The following is an 18,273-nucleotide window of genomic DNA, read 5'->3' on the forward strand; positions in this document are numbered from 1 at the left end:
ACATATGACAATATGTGACAGATACGGCTATGTTCTCTTTAATAAGGTGGCACCAGGAAACATGCATGACAGTGCAATATTCTCAGAAATATACAATGAACTTATCCAGAAATATGAAGGCATTAAAAACGTGTGCCTTGATGCAGGATTCAATACATCACCGATCTGTCACCAGATACTAACAAGCGGTAGAGTGCCATTTCTTCCATATAAGAGGCCAATGACTAAAAAGGGATTCTTTAAAAAGTATGAGTATGTATATGATGAATATTTAGATATCTATATCTGTCCTAATGAAAAAGATCTTCACTATAAAACAACCAACAGAGAAGGATACAGAGTCTATGAAAGTAATCCAAAGGACTGTGAAGGATGTCCTTTCCTATCAAAATGTACACAATCAAAGAAACATGTAAAAACGATTACAAGACATGTATGGGAATCTGATAGAGAAGAAGCAGATTATATAAGACAGACCGATGAATGGAAAATCATCTATCCACAAAGAAAAGAAACAATTGAACGTGTGTTTGCGGATGCCAAGGAAAACCATGGCATGCGATTTACGCGTTTAATAGGGCTAGTGAAAAATCAGCATGAATCGCTGATCATTTTCAGCTGCCATAATCTCAAGAAACTAGGATTGTGCAAGCGAAGAATGGGGCTAATATAGCCTTAATAAGCTTGCCTTTTTTAATATTTAGAGTGATATATGAATATTTTGAGCATAAAAAAATGAAAATACCAATTTGGGATAACCCAATTGATATTTTCATCTAATTTGTCAACAATCTGAGTCCATCTAGTGATGGACTTTTTCTTTTGAAAAATGTAATATGGGAGTGCGAAGGAAGTGATGGGATGAATAAATTAGTAGATGTTTTATCCTGGGTGGCTATGAGATGTACTCAGAATAAATACTTAAATGCGATTAAAAATGCATTCCAGAATTATATGCCAATATCTCTTACAGGTGCTGTTGGAATGCTTTGGACAAATGTATTAGTTAATGATCATGGGGGATTAGGTACTATTTTTCCACTTATTATGGATTTGAAAATTTTTAATCCAATCTTTGAAGCATTGAATTATGCAGCTATTTCATGTATCTCTATCATAATTGTATTATTATTATCTAGTGAAATTGCTAAGGCGAATGGGGATTATGATATTTATCCTGTGATTGTCAGTTTTATATGCTGGTTGATTGTCACACCACATACAATAGATGGTCTACATATCAATCTGCTATTACACACAGATAGTGGTGCTATTGTACATACAAAACTATCTGCTTTTGTCCATATTCCAAATTATATAGGAATCACTTTGAAAGATTTTACTGCGCAGGGAATAGGTTCAATTTATACATCTTTATCAGGACTCTTTACTGCAATGTTTGTCGCTATAATTGCGACAGAACTTTATCATTTATTAAGAAACTGCGATTGTCTCTTAATTAAGCTTCCTAGTCAGGTTTCTACCAATCAGGTATTATCATTTATGAATATTGTTCCTACGTTCTTGACATGCTTAATTATGAGTTCTATCTCTTATCTTTGTATCCTAAGCACAGGTCATACACTTAATACAAATATATATAATCTTATACAGCTTCCGTTACAGCTGATGGCAGGGGATAATTTAATTGCGGTTCTTGTTTTGTATTTTATTATCTTATTGTTTTGGACTGTTGGATTCCATGGGAAGAATCTTATGTTGCCTATCGTTGAATCTTTGTATAGACCATTACTCTATATTAATATGGCAGCATTTAATGCGGGGTTAAGAGGAAAAGATATACCATATGTATTCAATTCAACGATGTTTCAGATGTTTGGAGAAGTTGGCGGCTCAGGATGTACATTAGGGGTTGTAATATATATACTTATTTTTTCTCAAAGACATGATAATCGTCTAATAGCGAATATTTCTTTATTCCCAAGTTTAGCGAATATCAACGAAACAGTCATCTTTGGTATGCCTATTGTGCTTAATCCTCTATTAGATATTCCATTTATTCTTGCACCACTTATCTGTCTTACAGTGGGATATTTCCTTATTCAAATAGGATTTTGTCCACATGTGATCATGGAGGTACCTTGGGTTATGCCACCTATTTTAATGGGCTTCCTAGTTACTGGAGGAAGTATCTATGGGGCAATATCACATCTCATATGTATATTTATTTCAGTACTTGTGTATGCGCCATTTATTTATATATATGAGAGAAAACAGAAGAAAGAAGAATATATCTATTAAAGTTACAAAAAGAGTGGATTTATGCATATAAATTTGCTTTTTTTGTAACAACTATACAATATCCTTAAGAATACTTGTTTAATCATTTTGTTAGATTATTATAAAGATGCAAAAAGAAAATAAATTTTTGCTTCCTAAATCGTCATGAGACGTCCAGCTCATGACATTTTTTTATTATTATCATTGATAAAATACCGATAAGATGATAATATATTATCATCTTAAGATTAAGGTCTTAAGATAGGAAAATCTAGTTATACATATCGTGGGGTGTAGGGACCTCATGATCTTGTGCAGATATATCTGCATCTCCTGTACATTCTTATTCGGGTGCGAGGATAAGAATGATCACTGCTCGTAAGAGTATGCTAATAATTAAATCCCTTATTGAACATGGATATAAAGTGAGTAATTAATGAAACCCTCATACTTTTAACTCATTATAACTTTGATTTTCCTAGGAACGCTGATCCTTTTAATCATTAGGGCATTGATTGAAAAACAGCCACTGCATTCATATTTCATCCATATCAAGCCAAAAGAATATTTATGTAGTGCACGATCCTCCTTATGGAGGATTCTTTTTTTACCAATTATTAATATACTCTTCACTCGATGATAACCATACTTATTATATAAGGTGCTATATTTGTGCACAGAGAGGAAGTTATATTAGAAGAAGCTGGCGGTATACTATGTGATTATCGTGGACATCTAATCAAAAATTTAGTTGCAGGCAAAGAAAACATTGTTCACAATCTGATATCTCAATGTATTAATAAGTAGGGAGACCTACTTATTTTTTTGCATTAAAAAACCTGGAATAAATCCAGGTTAATCAATAGGTTCCTGATAGAACCTTCCTTTAACAGCATTTGTTTTGACTATATTAACAAAAGCCTGCTTATCAATACTTTTAATAATTTCATAAACATCATTTACTTCTGCAGCACTGACAACTGTATAAAGCATAACACGATCTTCGTGTGTATGAGATCCTTCACCAGTAAAACGAGTCATACCATGATGTGTCTTAACTAATAGTTCTCTTTCTAATTCGTCTGCTTTATTAGATATGATGAATAATGTCATCTGCTGATCTGATTTGTGGAAAGTATCTATTGCCTGAGTAGATACGAACTGGAAGACAATAGAATAAAGAGATGCTTCAAATCCAAATAACATTCCAGAAGTTAATAATAGAATAATATTAAAACCTAGAATGATATTCCAAGAAGAAATATTCCACTTACGATGAATATAGACTGCAATAAAGTCTGTTCCACCAGAACTTGCTTTACCATATAAAGCAATAGAAATAGCCAAACCATTTAATAAACCACCAAATAAAGCAATTAATAATGGATCAGTTGTCACCTTATAAGAAGGAATCAAATCAACTAAGAATGAGTTTAAAACAATCATTAATACACTATAACCAGTAAAACGTTTTGAAATAAGTTTAAAACCAATAACAGCTGGTATCGCATTTAATGAAATATTAAGCACAGAATAAGGAACAGTAATGTTAGCATACTTTAACATTATTCTCTGTATTAATAGAGTCATACCAGTAATACCACCAGGGACTAATTCACCAGCACGTACAAATGTCTTAATATTAAAGGCCATTAAACATGATGCAAGAATAACGCATGCGAATGATTTGAGGGCTTTTATTGATCTTTTTTGTTGGATTTCCTTTTCATATAACATAAATTTAACATTCACCTCCGAAATTTCGACCAAATTGTACTATTGTTTATACAACAAAACAACCGTAATTATGTAAAAAGTGAAAAAACACATTTACATAATCTTAAGATAATACATACACAAATATGATTTTTTTGTTAAGGAGAAAAATTTATGATGTAGGTGTCTTAAGAAGACGGGAGGAAAAAAGTAAATATGAAAAAAATATTAACGCTTGTACTTACATGTGTACTTGCATTCTCACTTGCTGGTTGTGGGGGATCTAAAGATTCTTCAAATGCTGGTTCAGGAGATTTATCAGGAAAGATCTCACTTGATGGTTCTACATCAATGGAAAAATTTGTAACTGCCTTAGGCGAATCTTTCAAAGAAAAGAACCCTAACGTTACAGTTGAATCTCAGTTCACCGGTTCATCTGCTGGTATTTCTTCAGTATTAAGTGGTAAGGCTGATATCGGTGATTCTTCAAGAGCATTAACTGATGAAGAAAAGAGCCAGGGTCTTGAAGAGAATATCGTTGCTATTGATGGTATCGCAGTTGCAGTTAACAAAGATAATACTGTTAAGAATGTAACTAAAGAACAGTTAACTAAGATCTATACTGGTGAAATCACTAACTGGAAAGAACTTGGTGGTAAAGACGAAAAGATCGTTGTTATTGGTAGAGAAGCTGCTTCTGGTACGAGAGTTGCTTTCGAAGAATTATTAGAAGTAAAAGATAAATGTAAATATGCACAGGAATTAGATAATACTGGTGCAGTTGTTGCTAAATGTGCTTCTATTGAAGGTGCTATTGGTTATGTATCACTAGATGCTGTTGATAAATCAATCAACACATTACAGTTAGACGGTGTTGATTGTACAGTTAAGAACATCAAAGCTGGTAAATATGGTTTACAGAGACCATTCGTAATGGCTACTAAAGGTAAAATTGAAAAACAGTCTAAATTAGTTCAGGCATTATTCGATTACATTGATAGTGATGAAGGGCAGGCTATCATTAAAAAAGTAGGTCTAATCAGTGCTAAATAGCATTGTCGGTACCAATAAAAGTAGACAAGCATCAGAAAAGGCAGCCGCATTAATCGTTAGTGTGTGTGCTGCTTTTTCAATAGTTGCAGTCGTCGCTATTACTGCCTACATGATCTATAGTGGCACACCTGCACTTGCTAAGGTTGGTATCGGAAATATCTTATTTAAAACAGAATGGGTTCCTTCTCAAGGAAAGTTCGGTATTCTTTATATTATCTTAACTTCTATTGTTGGTACTTTACTTGCAGTCTTAATCGCAATACCTGTTGGTTTATTTACCGCAGCCGCATTAAGTGAAATGGTCACTGGTACCCCAAAGAAGATTATGAAAGCAGCTATTGAATTATTAGCTGGTATTCCATCAGTTGTTTATGGGTTACTTGGTATCTTGATCATCAACCCACAGATGTATAAGTTAGAAAAGTTTTTCTATCATACGTCTCATTCACATCAGTTTACTGGTGGGGCAAACCTCATTGCCGCAATTATTGTATTAGTGATCATGATTTTACCAACATTAATCAATGTATCAGAAACAGCTCTAGAAACTGTTCCAAATCATTTGAGATTAAGTTCTTATGCACTTGGTTCAACTAAGATTCAGACAATCTTTAAAGTAGTTATTCCAGCTGCTAAGAATGGAATCATGAGTGCCATTGTATTAGGTGTTGGACGTGCTATTGGTGAAGCAATGGCTATCTTACTTGTTGCTGGAAATGCAGTTAATTTACCAGCACCATTCAATTCAGTACGTTTCTTAACAACAGCAATCGTATCTGAAATGTCCTACTCAAGTGGTGTACATAGACAAGTATTATTTACAATCGGTTTAGTATTATTCATCTTCATTATGGTAATCAATATTGTTTTAATGAAGATTCTAAAGAAGGGTGAAGAAAATGGATAAAGCAGATTCTAAAGAAGTATCAGCTACGTCCCCATTAAAGGAAGTGAACGCTGTGGATAGAACGTTATATCATAAAAAGAAAAGAATTGGAGACACTATACTACGTGGACTTATTTACCTATGTGCTGGTTTCTCTAGTATCTTAATTCTTGTCATTATTGGTTATGTATTCTCTAAAGCCATTCCACATTTCCATTTCAAGAATTTAATTGAACCAATGAGTCAGTTATTAAACCCTGAAGGTTTATTAGGTAACATCATCAATACTCTTTATATTGTCGTAGGTACATTATTATTTGCCTGCCCAATTGGTATTGGTGCTGCCATTTACTTAAATGAATATGCAAAGAATAAGAAGTTCGTTGCTGCTGTCTCATTTACAACAGAAGTATTATCAGGTATTCCATCTATTATTTTTGGATTGTTTGGTATGATTTTCTTTGGTGAAATGTTAGGACTTGGTTATTCAGTCATAAATGGCTGTTTCACACTAACTATTCTTATTTTACCAATTATTATTAGAAACACTCAGGTTGCCTTAGAATCAGTTCCTTCTTCATATCGTGAAGCTGCATTAGGTATTGGTTCAACTAAGTGGTATATGATACGTACTGTAATCCTTCCAAGTGCAATGCCTGGTATCTTAACTGGTGTGATTCTTGGGATGGGACGTATTGTGGCTGAATCAGCTGCCTTATTATTTACAGCAGGTAGTGGTTACTTTATGCCAAGAGGATTCTTCACTCACTTAATGGAAAGTGGTGGAACACTTACTATCCAATTATATATGGCAATGAGTAACGCAGAATATGGACAAGCCTTTGTGATTGCGATGATTTTGATTATTCTTGTATTAATTATGAACTTTATCGCTAAATGGCTATCAAGTAAGTTTAATGTAGAAAAAGCAAAATAATGAGGTAAATATATATGAATAAAATGGAAATTAAGAATTTAAACTTATGGTATGGTGAAAAGCATGCCTTAAAGGATACAAGTCTAGAGATCCCAGAACATAAGATCACAGCGTTCATCGGTCCTTCTGGATGTGGTAAATCTACATTCCTTAAAACATTAAACCGTATGCAGGATTATGTAAAAGGGGTAAAGATTACTGGTCAGGTGACACTAGATGGTGAAGACATCTTTGATCCTAGAGTAGATACAACTTTATTGAGAAAGAAAGTAGGTATGGTATTCCAGCAGCCTAACCCATTCCCAATGAGTATCTTTGATAACATTGCCTATGGACCTAGAATTCATGGTATTAAGAATCATGCTGAATTAGAAAAGATTGTGATTAGATCATTAAAGCAGGCTGCTTTATATGATGAAATTGCAGATCGTCTAGATACGAGTGCATTAGGTTTATCTGGTGGTCAGCAGCAGAGATTATGTATTGCGAGATGTTTAGCTGTTAACCCAGATGTTATCTTATTAGATGAACCTACAAGTGCATTAGACCCAATTTCTACATCTAAGATTGAAGACTTGTTAATGGATCTTAAGAAAGATTATACAATTGTGATTGTAACTCATAACATGCAGCAGGCTTCACGTATTGCAGACAATACAGCATTCTTCTTACAGGGTGAAATTATCGAAACTGGTGATACAGAAAAGATCTTCTCATTCCCTCAGGATAAGAGAACAGAAGATTATATCACTGGTAGATTCGGTTAATATTTAATAATCTAAATCAATATATTATAATGAAGGGGTAAATATTATGAGAAGTCGTTTTGATAGAGAACTAGATACGCTGAATGTAGATCTTCAAAAGATGAGCGGTCTTGTAGAAAATGCGTTAGAAAATACTATTGCTGCATTTAAAAACAAGAACACTAAGCTTGCGAAAGAAGTTATGGAAAATGATCGTATGATCAATGATATGGAACGTTCTATTGAATCTATTTGTTTTAAGTTAATGTTAAGACAGCAGCCAGTGGCAAGAGATTTACGTATTGTAACTACTGCATTAAAGATTGTGACTGATCTAGAAAGAATTGGTGATCAGTGTTCTGATATTTGTGAAATTATCTTGGATTTATCTGGTGATCATATTTATAGAACAGTAGAACATATTCCAGAAATGTTAAAGACTGCAAAAGAAATGGTGCATAAGTCTATTGAAGCCTTTGTAGAAGGTGATGTAGATAAAGCCCATAACATTTCTAGAATGGATGATGATATTGATGCATTATTCTTAGATATTAAGAATGAAATCATCCAGATTATGAAAGAAAATAGTGAAAATGCAGATGATTGTTTAGATTACTTCATGATTGCGAAATATCTTGAAAGAATTGGTGATCATGCATCTAATATCTGTGAATGGTTAGATTTCATGGAAACAGGATCTATCAACCAGCAGCGTATTATTTAAGGGGGATATAACCAATGAGCGAACGTATATATGTAATAGAAGACGATGAGAATATTCAGGAAATTATCAAGTTATCTCTTGAATCAAGTGGGTATCAAATTACCCTCTTTAATAATGCGATAGATGCAATTGTCGCAATTCATGAAGATACACCTGATCTTGCAATATTTGATGTCATGTTACCTGAATTAGACGGTATTTCAGCCATTAAACAGATTAGAAAGACTAATACTACTTTACCTATCTTAATTCTTTCTGCAAAGGATCGTGAAATAGATAAAGTAAGAGGTTTAGATTCAGGCTGTGATGATTATATGACGAAACCATTTGGAGTGCTGGAACTTGCTGCACGTGTTCGCTCATTACTTAGAAGAAGCCAGCATCATTCAAAGGTTATTAAGACAACATCTTTAGAAATTGATAAATCTAAGCATATTATTTTAAAGCAGGGTGAAAAACTTGAATTAACTCATAAAGAGTATCAGTTATTACTCTATTTAGTAGAAAATAAAGAACGTGTTGTAGAAAGAGAAGAACTTTTAAATAATATCTGGGGTTATGATTTTGTAGGCGAATCAAGAGCCTTAGATGTTCATATTCGTTCTTTAAGATCTAAACTAGGTGATGATGGACATCATTATATTAAGACAATCAGAAGTGTAGGTTATCGTTTTATTGAGGATGGTCAATAATGAGACAATCTATATTGAGATATTTTATCTCACTTTTATTAGTATCTCTATGTATCTGTAGTGCAACGAGTATATTTATTATTTCTGGTTCAATGAAAGAGGATTCTGAAAGAGAAATGATGTATTCTGTAAAACTTATAGAATATAATCTAGACTACTCTAAGGATCTCAATACACAGATAGAAACACTTAATCCACTTGCTTTCTCTGATGATACAAGAATATCTGTTATAGATGAAAAAGGTAAAGTTCTTGCAGATACATATAAGAAAGACATCTCTTCTAATCATTTGAAAAGAGAAGAAGTGCAACAGGCACTTCATTCTTCAAATCATGAAGGGTATGCAATGAGACGTTCTGAGACAACCAATCAGCCACTTCTCTATGCAGCATATTATAAAGATAACCATATTATAAGATTGTCCATCCCTTATTCAGGTGTATGGGGTTATTTCCCTGAACTTGCTCCTGCATTTTCAATTTCTATACTGATCAGTATATTATTTTCATACATAGTTGCACGTAAACTCTCTAAGAGAGTCACAAAGCCTTTGACAGAAATCAGTGAGTCTCTTAATAACATGACAGAAGACTATCGTTTTGAACTTCCAACAACAGATTATGAAGAATTCACACCTATTATTGATACAATAGAAAATCTTTCTCATCGATTAAGAAAATCTATGAGAGAAACAAGATTTGAACAAGATAAGATCAATGCGATATTAAGAAAGATGGAGGAAGGCTTTATCTTACTTGATGAGAATGGCATGATCTTAAGTGTCAATGATAGTGCTATAAAGATTCTAGGACCTTTAAAAGAAAAGGATAACTTAATAGATCATATTACTTATCCTAATCTTATAAATGCGTTAAATAGCGCACCTAAGAAACAGCGCATAGAATTAAAGATTCATGATTTTGATTACCAATGTGCAATCTCCCGCCTTCCATTTGGTACAGCACTCTTCTTTGTGGATATTACTGTAATGAAGAACTCACAGAAGATGAGAGAAGAATTCTTCTCTAGTGTATCTCATGAATTAAAAACACCTATTACAGCTATTAGAGGTTATAGTGAATTATTATCACAAGGATTCATCAATGATGAAAATCAGAAGAAGATGATGCTTTCTAAGATTCAAACAGAAGTGACTAATATGTCTTCTTTGATTAATGATATCTTGATGTTATCTAGATTAGATAGTGATGATCTCATTGTAGAAAAGGTTCCTGTAAAAATGCAGGCATTAATGAAGGATATATCAGAAGATTATGAAGGTTTATTATTGAAATATAATGTAGAGCTTCATACAGATGTAGAACCTATTACTTATATTGGAAATGGATCTCAAATAGAAACATTGATTTCTAATCTTGTAAGTAACGCTATTAAGTACAACAAAGAAGATGGTCATGTATATGTTCATATTTATAGTAAGAAAGATAACATGATCATTGAAGTCAAGGATACAGGTATTGGTATACCTCTTGCAGACCAAGGCCGTGTCTTTGAAAGATTTTACCGTGTTGATAAGGGACGTAGTAGAATCAAAGGTGGTACAGGTTTAGGTCTTGCTATCGTTAAGCATATTGTTTCTTATAATAAAGGAACAGTGAAATTACATAGTCAATTAGGAGAGGGTACTTGTATTACGATTACTCTTCCTAACAAATCATAAGCTGTCATCGTACAGCTTTTTTAATTATTTTTTCTAGACACCTATTAATAGGCGCTCTCCAGCGCTTACTCAATACATCTTTTGATGGATAGTACTACAATATATATATCCAAGGAAGGGGATGTTGATATGATTTTATTTCTATTATTCTTAGTTTTACTTGTACTAGGCATTGTGTATTTCCTTAAATCAAAGAAAAACAATGAACCAAATGATAAGGCGAAAAAGACATTGTTGGCTTCACTTGTTTTCTTTGTATTGTTTGTGATTCGCTGTGTATCAGTGGATGCATTTATGATGCTTGGCTTTATCGCTTTTGTATTAGGCATCGGTTATCTTGTATATTGCTTGTTTAAGAAACAGCCTAAGAAAAAAGCATTATGTATGATTCTTGCAGGTTTCTTGGTTTTTGCATATGCAGGCTGCATCAGTGATCCAGAACCAATTGAATCTTCACCTGAAGTATCTACTACAAAAGAAGTTAAGAAGAAAAAGAAAGTAGAGAAAGTAGAAGTTGTTGATTTGAGTCAAACAGATGCACAGGCTTGGTGTAATGAAAATGGCTTTAAATTCAGCAAGGAAGAAGACTTTTCTGATAGTGTGGCAGAGGGTGGATTTATTAGTCAGTCACCAGCGGCAGGTACACAATTAGAAAAGGGAAGTACCGTTACTGTTCATTATTCAAAGGGTAAAGAACCTACTATGGAAGATAAAAATGCTCTTGCGAAAGCAGAATCTTATTCGTCAATGATGCATATGTCTAAGGCGGCTATCTATGATCAGTTGACTTCATCTTATGGAGAAGGTTTTCCTGCAGAATCAGCACAGTATGCAGTGGATCATTTAGTAGCTGATTATAAGGCAAATGCATTAGAAAAAGCTAAGGATTATCAGACAAGTATGAATATGTCTCGTTCAGCTATCTATGAACAGTTAACTTCAAGCTATGGAGAAAAATTCACTGCTGAAGAAGCACAATATGCAGTTGATCACCTACCACAGTAACTCTTTTAATAAAAGTATGAATGAAGCACAAATAAGTGCTTCATTTTTTGAAAATACACAGTTATTCCATAATAAATATGTATAATGCTTACAGGTGATAAAGCATGAAGATACTCTGGTTAATCGCACTTTTGTTGACAAGTGGATGTTCAACACGTGCCAATTCAAATTATATAGCACAGGAAGTAAGAACATTTTATTCAGGTATGTTGAATGGGGAAGAGATTTCTATTACATGTGAAGATAGAGATTATAAGACAGCTTTCTTTAAAGAAATGAATAAGAACCTACATAAGAAGGAATTTAAGGATATTGATTCTTATGTAGTAAAAAAGAATTTAGATATTGCTTATACAATGAAGAAGGATAATAAGATCATGCGTTGTTATCATGGAAATATGAAGACAGGAGAGAATGCTTCTCTTAAGTATTTTCTTACTATTTCAGTTCCTAATAATGATTTAAGTAGTCCACGTGTAGAAAAGTCTACATTTACTTTTTCAAATAAGCGAAAGGTTGCGATAAGTATAGATGTAAACCAGGATAATCATTATTGTTATGCTGTAGTGAAGGATACAAAAACCGCAAAAACTTATAAAGAATTTAAATATCGTTTTGACTCATAAGTCTAGAGTAAAATCTAGGCTTTTTGTGTATAATATATATAAGAGCGAAAGGAGACTATAATGAATAGCGCTAAATTTTATAAAGTATCTTATGAACAATTTCAAACAGGAATGGAAAGGGAAGATGTAAAGGACATCTATGATGCGATTAAGCTTCCACGTCGTGCAACTAAAGGATCTGCAGGATATGATTTTTATACACCTATTGATATACATCTAGAACCTGGAGAAACAGTAAAGATTCCTACAGGAATCCGCTGTGAAATGAATGAAAGATGGGTATTAATGATTTATCCTAGAAGTGGTTTGGGATTTAAATATCGTCTACAGTTAAATAATACTGTAGGTGTTATTGATAGTGATTATTTCTATTCAGATAATGAAGGTCATATCTTTATTAAGATGACAAATGATTCAAATGAAGGAAAAGTAGTTGATGTTCAGGCTGGCCAGGGTATTGCCCAGGGAATCTTCATGACATATGGTATTACTGAAGATGATGATGCTACTGAAACACGTAATGGTGGATTTGGATCAACGACTAAATAATTCATGAAATATAAACTTCTTCTTGCAGTTATGTTACTTCTTTCAGGATGTAGTACACCTCCTAAAGAAGAAGTAAAGAAAGAGACACCAAGTGTTTCTTTTCTAGCTGTAGGGGATAATCTCTATCATCAATGTATGCTTGATGAAGCCAAGACTTCTAATGGTTATGACTTTACAGGCTATTATAAGAATATTAAGAAGTATATTCAGGCAGATTATAGTTTTGTGAATCAGGAAACGATATTAGGAGGAGGAACACCATCGGGTTATCCCCTCTTTAATGCACCTGATAGTGTGGCAGATGATTTAGAAAAGGTAGGATTTAATATAGTGAATGGTGCTACCAATCATGCATATGATCAAGGGGCATCTGGCATACTACATTCTATCCAGGTATTTAATAAACATCCTCAGATGACTTATTTAGGACTCTATGAGAATGAGGAAGAGAAACAGAATATTAAGATAGTAGAAAAGAATGGTATTAAAATTGCATTTGTATCTTTTAATCAATATGTGAATGGTGTGACTTATCAGAAACAGTTACCTTATATGATTAATTTTCAGGAATCCACTATGATGGAGAATATGAAGAAAGCAAGAGAGAATGCGGATATTGTGATAGTATCCTGTCATTGGGGTATTGAGTATGATTATCATCCTAATACATTCCAGAAGAACATGGCTAAGCAGCTTGCAGATGCAGGCGCAGATGTGATTATTGGAACACATACACATACATTACAGGATGTAGAATATATTCAAAGAGCGGATGGTAAGCGTACATTAGTTGCTTATAGTTTAGGTAATTTTGTGAGTGGCATGTTGGAAGAATCATGTCAATTAGAAGGTATGCTTTCTTTTGATATAGAAAAAAAGAAAATTAAGAATGTGGTATTCACACCACTTGTGAATTACTATACTTTAACGGGCAAAAAAGAAAGACATGATTTTTCTGTTTATCGTTTAAAGGATTATACAAGTAAGTTAGTAGAGAAACATGGGTTTCCTAATCTGACTATTCCTCATATGAAAGAAGAAGTGAAACAGAAAGTAAAGAATATCAAAATTGATATGTAAGGCATTCTTTGGAGAAGTATATGATGAAGGATTATAGACGTTATCATTGTGATGAGAATAAACTCATTGATTATGGATTTAAGAAGCAGGGGCATAATTATATATATAAGAAAGATATACTAGATGGTGATTTCAGAATTGAAGTAATAATAAATGATATATTAGAGGCTAATGTTTATGATTCTGATACAGATGAAGAATATACAAATATTCATTTAGTAGGTAAGCAGGGAAAGTTTGTACAAAAAGTAAGAACTGCATATGAAGACTGTATTGAGGACATATTAAATCATTGTTTTGTATATGATTATTTTGTTTTTCCTCAATCTAAACGTTTGATGCATCTTATTGAAGAAAAGTATCATGTTCTTCCAGATCATCCTTTTACTAATGGCGATTCATTTATATTTAGAAATAATGATAAGTGGTTTGGACTTATTATGTATACAGATTATTCTAAGTTTTGTGATAAACAGGGAGAAATAGAATGTTTGAATATTAAGGTTCCTATAGATACAGTGAATCATCCTTCTATCTATCCAGCTTTTCATATGAATAAGAAACATTGGATTAGTATACTGTTAGATGAAACATTGAGTGATGAAGACATCATGTCTCTTGTTGATCAAAGCTATCAGACTACTGTGATATGTGAAGATTGGGTTATTCCTGCGTCTCCTAAACGTTTTAACTTAATAAAGGCATTTAATCAAAGTGATTATATACAATGGCATCAAAAAGGAAATATTCATCAGGGAGCGAATGTATATATCTATTATGGTGCTCCTTATTCTGCAATTATGTATAAATGTCAGGTAGTAGAAAGTAATGAAACAAGTATGCTTCTTAAACGTCTAAAAACATATGATCCTACTCTTTATCCATTGGAAGTACTTAAGACATATAAATTAAGAGCTATAAGAGGTGCTAGGCATATTCCTAAAGAATTAAAGGAGTATATAGGAAATACCGATAAATAAGTGAATTGTCTATTAAATGTGATATAATGGGCAAAGGCAAAGGAGGATTTGGGAATGAAAGTAGAATATTATAAAGAGTACAGTCCATGTCTTGAAAGAGATATGGAATATAAGGTGTATGGACATGCAGGAACACCTATACTGGTATTTCCAACACAGAATGGTAGATTTTTTGATTTTGAAAACAATGGTATGGTCGCTACAGTAGAAGACCTTATTGATAATGGGAATATACAATTATTCTGCTGTGATAGTATTGATTTAGAAACATGGAGTGAAGAAGGCGGTCATGATGTTGGATCTCGTTCACATATGTTGGAACAATATTATCATTATATTGTAGATGAATTAGTACCTAGAATTATTGATATTAATGCGATGTGTGGTACACATGCAAAGGGTATTTATACTACAGGATGTTCATTAGGTGCATCACATGCAGCTAATTTCTTATTTAGAAGACCGGATATCTTTAGTGGATGTATCGCATTAAGTGGATACTATGATAGTGATTTATTCTTCCATGATTATGTGGATGATAATGTTTATCGTAATAGTCCTATTAAATATATTGAAGGTATGAGTTATGATCACCCATATGTAGAAATGTATAGAAAACGTCGTATTGTATTATGCTGCGGTCAGGGTGCATGGGAAGATGAAATGGTTCGTTCAACTAGTAGAATGAAAGAACTATTAGAATATAAGAATATTCCAGCATGGATTGATTTCTGGGGATATGATGTAAACCATGATTGGGATTGGTGGAGAGTACAGTTCCCATATTTTGTAAAGAGAGTAATCTAGGAGGAGAAGAATAGATGAATGTCGTATTTATATCACCACATTTTCCAGAATATTATCATAATTTCTGTTCACGTTTAAAAGATCGTGGTGTGAATGTATTAGGTGTTGGAGATTGCCCATACGATATGATCAGTGATGAAACAAAGAATTCATTGACTGAATATTACTATGTAGGCTCTTTAGAAAACTATGATGAAGTATATCGTGCATGTGCTTATTTCTCTAGTCATTATGGAAAGATTGACTGGATTGAATCAGAAAATGAATACTGGCTAGAACTAGAAGCAACATTAAGAAGAGACTTTAATGTGACTACTGGTCCACAGATTCAGGATATGCGCTGTATGAAATTTAAATCAGCTATGAAGGAAGTATATAAGAGTGCTGGTTTAAAGGTGGCTGACTATATTAAGTTAGATACACTTGATGAAGCTTTAGAGTTTACTAAAAAGAATGGTTATCCAGTGATTGTAAAGCCAGATAATGGTGTAGGAGCAACTCATACTTATAAATTAAAAGATGATGAAGAATTAAAAGACTTCTATGATCATAAACAGGATTATATTGATTATATTCTAGAAGATTTTGTGCCTGGTGATGTTGTAACATTCGAAGGTGTGACTGATAAGGATAAGAATATTTTATTCTCTACAAGTCATTTTATGGATACTTCTATTATGGATACAGTCAATGATGCATCTGATATTTATTTCCATTCTGAACCAGTAGAAGGTAAACCTATTTATGAAATTGGTGAAAAGGTTGTTAAAGCATTTGATACAAGAAGCCGTTTCTTCCATTTTGAATTCATTAAGTTATCTGAAGATAAACCAGGATTAGGTAGAAAAGGTGATTTAGTTCCTCTAGAAGTGAATATGAGAGCACCAGGTGCTTTTATTCCTGATATGATGAACTATGCTTATGATGTAGATACATATACTATTTGGGCAGATATGATGATCTATAATACTTGTTTCTATGAAATTGAAAGAAAGTATTATGTAGGTTATGTAGGAAGACGTCTTGGTATTGATTATGAATTATCTGATGCAGAAGTGGCAGATAAATATAGAGAATATATCAAGATTGAAGCAGATATTCCTCAGGTTCTTGCACAGGCTGAAGGTAATCATGTATTTATTTTCCGTACTAAGACTAAAGCGAAGTTAAATGAAATTACTAAGGCAATTATTGCACATAAGAAGAAAAAGGCTGCACCTAAGAAAGCAGTAAAGAAGACAGTTAAGGCTGTGGCTAAAAAGGTAGAAGAAGTAAAAGAGCCTGTAAAGGGAGCAGTGAAGGAACCGGTAAAGAAGACTGTAAAAGCTGTAGCTAAGAAGGTAGAAGAAGTAAAAGAACCTGTAAAAACAGTTGTAGAAAAAAACGTTAAGACTGTAGAAAAGAAAAAAGAGCCGGTTAAAAAGACCGTAAAAGCTGTGACTAAGAAGGTTGAAGAAACTAAAGAACCAGTTAAAGCAGTTGTGGAAACAAAGAAAGAAGAAGTAAAAGCAGCTGTAGAAGATACAGTAAAGGTAGTAGAAGAGAAGAAAGAAGAACTAAAAGAAGTAGTTAAGAAATCTCCTCGTGCTAGAAAAGCTGTTAAGAAACCTAGACATAAAGCGAAAAAGCGTTAATTAAGAAACTGTGATGAAATGATTTCATTTCTGATCAGTTTTTTCTTTATTTATTTTCTGTATATACAATGTGTTGACTGTTAATAGAGTGATGTTTATAATAGTTGAGAAGGAGTTTATAACTATGAAAAAAACAACACTAACAGTGGCGACAGCACCAAAAACAAGCACTTTTCAGATGCGTATTAATCCAGAAATCAAAGCACAGGTAGAAGGAATCTATGCACAGTGTGGTATGACACTTACTGATGCTATTAATGCATTTATTCAGCAGTCTATTAATGTAGAAGGGATGCCTTTCTTAGTAACTGCAAATAGTAAGCAGGCATTAAGAGAACAGGCAATCTCTCAGTTAATGATTGAATTAGATAAAGGTGAAAAAGCACCTGCAGATGATAGCATTTCTGAAGAAGATATCTTAAAAGAATTTGGAATTGAACTATGAATCTAAGATATACAAGACAAGCACGTGCTGATTTAAGAAACCCTATGCGTTTGAATCCAAAGATAGTGAAACTATGTGCTGTATTAAAAACACACCCTGAAATAGGTGGACAGCTATCTAATAGAACTGGATGGACAACAGATCTTTATTATGTCATTGCAGGAAAATATAGTATTTTCTATAAATATGATCATGATACAGTCACAATCATCCGTATTCTAACAAATGAAGAAAAATATATGAATGTCATCTTTGGTGATAAGTAAAAAGGATTGAAATTTGATATGATGACCTCCCAGTAGACAGTGTAAATAATTAAAAGCACTGTTTACTGAGGAGGTTTTTCTTATTGGAAGAAAAAGTAAGTTTTCTAAGGAACAAAAAATAGAAATATGTAAAAGATACTTAGATGGTAGTGAATCGATTTCTATACTAGCAGAAGAAATAAATGCAGGTAAAACCACAATTGA

At 33.1% G+C, this 18,273-nt stretch carries 20 protein-coding genes; 19 read left to right on the top strand and 1 reads right to left on the bottom strand.

The features are described 5' to 3' along the window. Positions 1-673 (top strand): transposase (locus tag H8909_RS10025; protein WP_187012734.1); only part of this gene is annotated, 673 nt, incomplete at its 5' end. A 188-nt stretch (positions 674-861) separates the two neighbouring features. Beyond that, the gene (locus tag H8909_RS10030) at positions 862-2,262 is read left to right on the top strand and encodes a PTS sugar transporter subunit IIC (RefSeq protein ID WP_187012735.1); all 1,401 of its coding nucleotides are present in this window, start codon (positions 862-864) and stop codon (positions 2,260-2,262) included. 834 nt (positions 2,263-3,096) lie between these two features. On the opposite strand, the gene H8909_RS10035 is transcribed toward H8909_RS10030, so the two are convergent. Next, positions 3,097-3,978, bottom strand: a complete 882-nt coding sequence (locus H8909_RS10035) for a YitT family protein (RefSeq protein ID WP_187012736.1) — start codon at positions 3,976-3,978, stop codon at positions 3,097-3,099. Positions 3,979-4,173: 195 nt separating this feature from the next. Here H8909_RS10035 and H8909_RS10040 point away from each other — a divergent pair, with 195 nt between their 5' ends. The 17 genes from H8909_RS10040 to H8909_RS13785 all read left to right on the top strand — a co-directional run. Beyond that, positions 4,174-5,010 carry a phosphate ABC transporter substrate-binding protein gene (locus H8909_RS10040; RefSeq protein ID WP_187012737.1) on the top strand — a complete coding sequence of 279 codons (837 nt, stop codon included), beginning with the start codon at positions 4,174-4,176 and terminating at the stop codon, positions 5,008-5,010. After that, on the top strand, positions 5,000-5,917 hold the full coding sequence (pstC, locus tag H8909_RS10045) for a phosphate ABC transporter permease subunit PstC (protein ID WP_117458525.1): 918 nt from the start codon (positions 5,000-5,002) through the stop codon (positions 5,915-5,917). Before H8909_RS10040 ends, pstC begins: the two co-directional genes overlap by 11 nt. After that, the gene (pstA, locus tag H8909_RS10050; protein ID WP_202985951.1) at positions 5,910-6,833 is read left to right on the top strand and encodes a phosphate ABC transporter permease PstA; all 924 of its coding nucleotides are present in this window, start codon (positions 5,910-5,912) and stop codon (positions 6,831-6,833) included. Before pstC ends, pstA begins: the two co-directional genes overlap by 8 nt. 14 nt (positions 6,834-6,847) lie before the next feature. Continuing rightward, positions 6,848-7,600, top strand: a complete 753-nt coding sequence (gene pstB, locus H8909_RS10055) for a phosphate ABC transporter ATP-binding protein PstB (RefSeq protein WP_187012738.1) — start codon at positions 6,848-6,850, stop codon at positions 7,598-7,600. A gap of 46 nt (positions 7,601-7,646) precedes the next feature. Next, a complete protein-coding gene (phoU, locus tag H8909_RS10060; protein WP_022425337.1) occupies positions 7,647-8,303 on the top strand; it encodes a phosphate signaling complex protein PhoU in 657 nt (218 codons plus the stop codon). Positions 8,304-8,317: 14 nt separating this feature from the next. Continuing rightward, on the top strand, positions 8,318-8,995 hold the full coding sequence (locus H8909_RS10065) for a response regulator transcription factor (protein ID WP_117458522.1): 678 nt from the start codon (positions 8,318-8,320) through the stop codon (positions 8,993-8,995). Continuing rightward, positions 8,995-10,677 (top strand): sensor histidine kinase, encoded by a 1,683-nt coding sequence (locus H8909_RS10070; protein ID WP_238928263.1) that lies wholly within the window; start codon positions 8,995-8,997, stop codon positions 10,675-10,677. The genes H8909_RS10065 and H8909_RS10070 overlap by 1 nt, the downstream gene beginning before the upstream one ends. 129 nt (positions 10,678-10,806) lie before the next feature. Then, a complete protein-coding gene (locus H8909_RS10075; RefSeq protein ID WP_202985952.1) occupies positions 10,807-11,682 on the top strand; it encodes an Ltp family lipoprotein in 876 nt (291 codons plus the stop codon). A gap of 104 nt (positions 11,683-11,786) precedes the next feature. Beyond that, positions 11,787-12,308, top strand: coding sequence for a hypothetical protein (locus H8909_RS10080; protein WP_187012739.1), 522 nt, complete (start codon positions 11,787-11,789; stop codon positions 12,306-12,308). Between the two features lie 57 nt (positions 12,309-12,365). Further along, positions 12,366-12,857, top strand: coding sequence for a dUTP diphosphatase (locus H8909_RS10085; protein ID WP_369409825.1), 492 nt, complete (start codon positions 12,366-12,368; stop codon positions 12,855-12,857). Between the two features lie 3 nt (positions 12,858-12,860). Further along, positions 12,861-13,937, top strand: a complete 1,077-nt coding sequence (locus H8909_RS10090) for a CapA family protein (protein ID WP_187012740.1) — start codon at positions 12,861-12,863, stop codon at positions 13,935-13,937. A 20-nt stretch (positions 13,938-13,957) separates the two neighbouring features. Then, positions 13,958-14,917 carry an MmcQ/YjbR family DNA-binding protein gene (locus H8909_RS10095; RefSeq protein ID WP_187012741.1) on the top strand — a complete coding sequence of 320 codons (960 nt, stop codon included), beginning with the start codon at positions 13,958-13,960 and terminating at the stop codon, positions 14,915-14,917. Positions 14,918-14,971: 54 nt separating this feature from the next. After that, complete coding sequence (locus tag H8909_RS10100) at positions 14,972-15,724, top strand: esterase family protein (protein WP_117459230.1); 753 nt, start codon at positions 14,972-14,974, stop codon at positions 15,722-15,724. A 14-nt stretch (positions 15,725-15,738) separates the two neighbouring features. Continuing rightward, the gene (locus H8909_RS10105; RefSeq protein ID WP_187012742.1) at positions 15,739-17,358 is read left to right on the top strand and encodes an ATP-grasp domain-containing protein; all 1,620 of its coding nucleotides are present in this window, start codon (positions 15,739-15,741) and stop codon (positions 17,356-17,358) included. Between the two features lie 124 nt (positions 17,359-17,482). After that, positions 17,483-17,803, top strand: a complete 321-nt coding sequence (locus H8909_RS10110; RefSeq protein ID WP_022425189.1) for a type II toxin-antitoxin system RelB/DinJ family antitoxin — start codon at positions 17,483-17,485, stop codon at positions 17,801-17,803. Beyond that, positions 17,800-18,069 carry a type II toxin-antitoxin system RelE/ParE family toxin gene (locus H8909_RS10115; protein WP_006505231.1) on the top strand — a complete coding sequence of 90 codons (270 nt, stop codon included), beginning with the start codon at positions 17,800-17,802 and terminating at the stop codon, positions 18,067-18,069. Before H8909_RS10110 ends, H8909_RS10115 begins: the two co-directional genes overlap by 4 nt. A gap of 82 nt (positions 18,070-18,151) precedes the next feature. Beyond that, positions 18,152-18,273: transposase (locus H8909_RS13785; RefSeq protein ID WP_369409826.1), on the top strand; the 122-nt coding region annotated here is incomplete at its 3' end.

This window comes from Catenibacterium faecis, from assembly GCF_014306455.1.
GTDB classification, from domain to species: domain Bacteria; phylum Bacillota_I; class Bacilli_A; order Erysipelotrichales; family Coprobacillaceae; genus Catenibacterium; species Catenibacterium mitsuoka_A.